The 3,224-nt window shown below is 39.6% G+C and carries 4 protein-coding genes; 1 reads left to right on the top strand and 3 read right to left on the bottom strand.

What is annotated here, in order from left to right; all coding sequences use genetic code 11:
- Positions 1 to 100: 100 nt before the first annotated feature.
- On the bottom strand, positions 101 to 1,456 hold the full coding sequence (locus A9G42_RS14120; RefSeq protein ID WP_257006369.1) for a VENN motif pre-toxin domain-containing protein: 1,356 nt from the start codon (positions 1,454 to 1,456) through the stop codon (positions 101 to 103).
- A gap of 186 nt (positions 1,457 to 1,642) precedes the next feature.
- Here A9G42_RS14120 and A9G42_RS14715 point away from each other — a divergent pair, with 186 nt between their 5' ends.
- On the top strand, positions 1,643 to 1,747 hold the full coding sequence (locus tag A9G42_RS14715; protein WP_141674798.1) for a SymE family type I addiction module toxin: 105 nt from the start codon (positions 1,643 to 1,645) through the stop codon (positions 1,745 to 1,747).
- A gap of 41 nt (positions 1,748 to 1,788) precedes the next feature.
- Here A9G42_RS14715 and A9G42_RS05780 read toward each other — a convergent pair whose 3' ends face one another.
- Together A9G42_RS05780 and A9G42_RS13890 are read right to left on the bottom strand one after the other, a co-directional pair.
- On the bottom strand, positions 1,789 to 2,025 hold the full coding sequence (locus tag A9G42_RS05780) for a hypothetical protein (RefSeq protein ID WP_065642122.1): 237 nt from the start codon (positions 2,023 to 2,025) through the stop codon (positions 1,789 to 1,791).
- A gap of 14 nt (positions 2,026 to 2,039) precedes the next feature.
- A partial coding sequence (locus A9G42_RS13890; RefSeq protein WP_179854618.1) for a hypothetical protein occupies positions 2,040 to 3,224 on the bottom strand: 1,185 nt, incomplete at its 5' end.

The following is a 3,224-nucleotide window of genomic DNA, read 5'->3' as shown; positions in this document are numbered from 1 at the left end:
GATCAGTTAATCCTAATTCAACTAAATTTTTGTTATTTTTAGGAATTCCAATCATATCTAATTTATTTATTTCTTCTATAGACATACTATTGATTACCTTTTAGTTATCGGGTCTAACTACTTCTACTTTTGTTGGCGGTATTTTGGTCCCCCTTTCAAATCCAGGTTTACCATCACCAATAATTGTGCCCCCATTTTTTTCTAAATCAGGGAAGCCAACTTTTTGATTAAGTGTTAATGGCGCTTTACCAGAACTTTTACATTCTATACATGTAATATTACCATTTTTATCTTTACCAATCATATCTAACCTGATTTTGTTACCATTTTCAGTTTCAAGTAAGACTTCTCTTGCCGATTTTTCTTGAGTTGAGCTAAATTCATCATATTTAGTTTGCTCATACTGTTTACCTTGCTGGTAATTTTGTTGAGCTTGGGAACTAGTATTTGTATTCGGCGATTTCACCTTCGTTTTTACACCATTTTCTAACGTGTAATAAGCACCATTATTAGTATATATTGGGTTACCTGCGGCATCAAATTTTCCTGTATGAGTATAAACGCCGCCTTTAGGCCCTATAATATTATTGCCTTGCTGAGTATAACCGTTAGGGAGTATGGGTTCTTTCCCTGCTTTTACTCTATTAATACCCTCACTTATTTGCTCTACTTCTTTAGCTGATAACTTTTGCCCTGTAGCTCTCGCTTTCCAGGCTAAATCACTAAAACCTTTTGCAGTAACGCCAGCTGTTGAAAGTGAAAATAACAATTCAGCATCTGATACTGACACGCCTAATATCTTAGCTAGTCCCTCGGCTGTTTGCGTATGATAAGTTTTGCCATAATAAACGGTCATTGCTCCCGTTACGCCATTATCAGCCATTGACCATGTTAGATATGCACTTGGTATACATCCCACCACTGAGCTGCAACCTGGTGATAATGCGGCTGCTCCAAACCCATCGATAGCAGCAAACCCAATCTGAAGGACTCCTCCTGCTCGAGTGGTTATGCTGTATTCATTATCAATATTCTTTGTACCATCAAAAATACCATCAAAAAATGTATACTGAAATAACTTTTCATTTTTTTGATAAGGTATACCAAATATAGTTCTATTTTTTGTGTGTTCTTGAGCTGCAAGCGTTTCTCTATATGCTTGTAACTCGTCACTACTGCCTAACTTTTCTAGTTCTCGGAGTGCCGCTTTCTGCGGGTCATTATCAGCCAGTTCGGACGAACATTTAATTAGTGCACATGCTGCTGCAAGATAACGTAATTCTTCCTGCTTATCTCCTTTAGCCAATTTTCTAATTCGTTTATTCTCTCTACGCGTAGTTAAACGGTTATTCTCAACCGCATTCTTACTCGCAGCTATCGAAGCGCCAACATCACCCACATCACCACCAACGCTGGCCGTGGCAAGACCTGCTGCTAGTTGCGATAATGCGCTGATGAAGCGCGTGATTAAAGGGATTACAGCCCAATAACCACGCTAACCACAACTAACTATATAGGAATTAACTATGGCTAAGGCACATTCTAAGCTAAAAACAACCACAGGCAAAGCACCCACAGAGCGGTTTTACATCGTGGGTACACGCCTAACGGCGGGTTCACTCACCCCAGACCACAGCTAACCATTAAGGAGCGCTGGCTGGAGCAAATAGGCTTTTATGCCGGGCTGCCGGTGGCGATTACCATTGAATGCGGCCAGTTGATTATTAAACCTACGATGAAGATCTAAAAAGTAATAAAAGATCCCCGCTGGTTAAGGCGGAGGAGCTTTTAGTCTTTTGTTAAAGGTTCTAATTGCAAAAGGTGATTTTTAGCTCGCTCTATTAATTCCATTAATTCATCGTAATTAAATGTTAAAACACGTAGCGGATCACTTGGATAAATAATAAACTCTAAATTTCTTTTATCTTCAGATAAACAAAGCTCTCCCCAAACATCTCCATCATAGAGCAGCTCAGCATTAAAACTATCACTTTCTATCGAGCTTCCAACGCTATAATCCAACATGATATATATTCCTTCTATTTTTTAGGCTCTCTAAATCCAATTAATTTAGTGCCATCTTCATTAAATCTTAAAGTTCTACCATCTGGGGCTATTGCATGTATTACTTTAATAATTTGTTTATTCTCTGTTGCGGTTGTACGTGTTATTACCGTTTTAGGATTTGACAAAATATCGTTCACGATATTTTGAGCTTCTTTATTCAAAACAGAAGCTTTCTGACTTGAATAAGTGTAAACGCTTCCCTCCCGGCCACCATGTTTTTGCAAAGCTCGCCCTGCATCGGTTAAACCATTTCTATTAGCAGATGCGGCTGCTTGGCTCAGTTGTTCGACTGTTGGTACTGGTACTGGTACTGATACTGATACTGTTCCTGTTGCATTTGCTGAAGGCTTAGTCACAGCATTACCCGCCTGTGCGGCGTTTGTGCTTCCAGTCGTCTCCTTTCCTGCTTTTACTCTATTAATACCCTCACTTATTTGCTCTACTTCTTTAGCTGATAACTTTTGCCCTGTAGCTCTCGCTTTCCAGGCTAAATCACTAAAACCTTTTGCAGTAACGCCAGCTGTTGAAAGTGAAAATAACAGTTCAGCTTCTGATACTGACACGCCTAATATCTTAGCTAGTCCCTCGGCTGTTTGCGTATGATAAGTTTTGCCATAATAAACGGTCATTGCTCCCGTTACGCCATTATCAGCCATTGACCATGTTAGATATGCACTTGGTATACATCCCACCACTGAGCTGCAACCTGGTGATAATGCGGCTGCTCCAAACCCATCGATAGCAGCAAACCCAATCTGAAGGACTCCTCCTGCTCGAGTGGTTATGCTGTATTCATTATCAATATTCTTTGTACCATCAAAAATACCATCAAAAAATGTATACTGAAATAACTTTTCATTTTTTTGATAAGGTATACCAAATATAGTTCTATTTTTTGTGTGTTCTTGAGCTGCAAGCGTTTCTCTATATGCTTGTAACTCGTCACTACTGCCTAACTTTTCTAGTTCTCGGAGTGCCGCTTTCTGCGGGTCATTATCAGCCAGTTCGGACGAACATTTAATTAGTGCACATGCTGCTGCAAGATAACGTAATTCTTCCTGCTTATCTCCTTTAGCCAATTTTCTAATTCGTTTATTCTCTCTACGCGTAGTTAAACGGTTATTCTCAACCGCATTCTTACTCGCAGCTATCGAAGC

Origin of the sequence: Gilliamella sp. Nev6-6, from assembly GCF_001690605.1 — a bacterium.
GTDB classification, from domain to species: Bacteria; Pseudomonadota; Gammaproteobacteria; order Enterobacterales; family Orbaceae; genus Gilliamella; species Gilliamella apicola_C.
The sequence above is the reverse complement of the archived record's forward strand: the minus strand, read 5'-3'. Positions and strand labels throughout refer to the sequence as shown.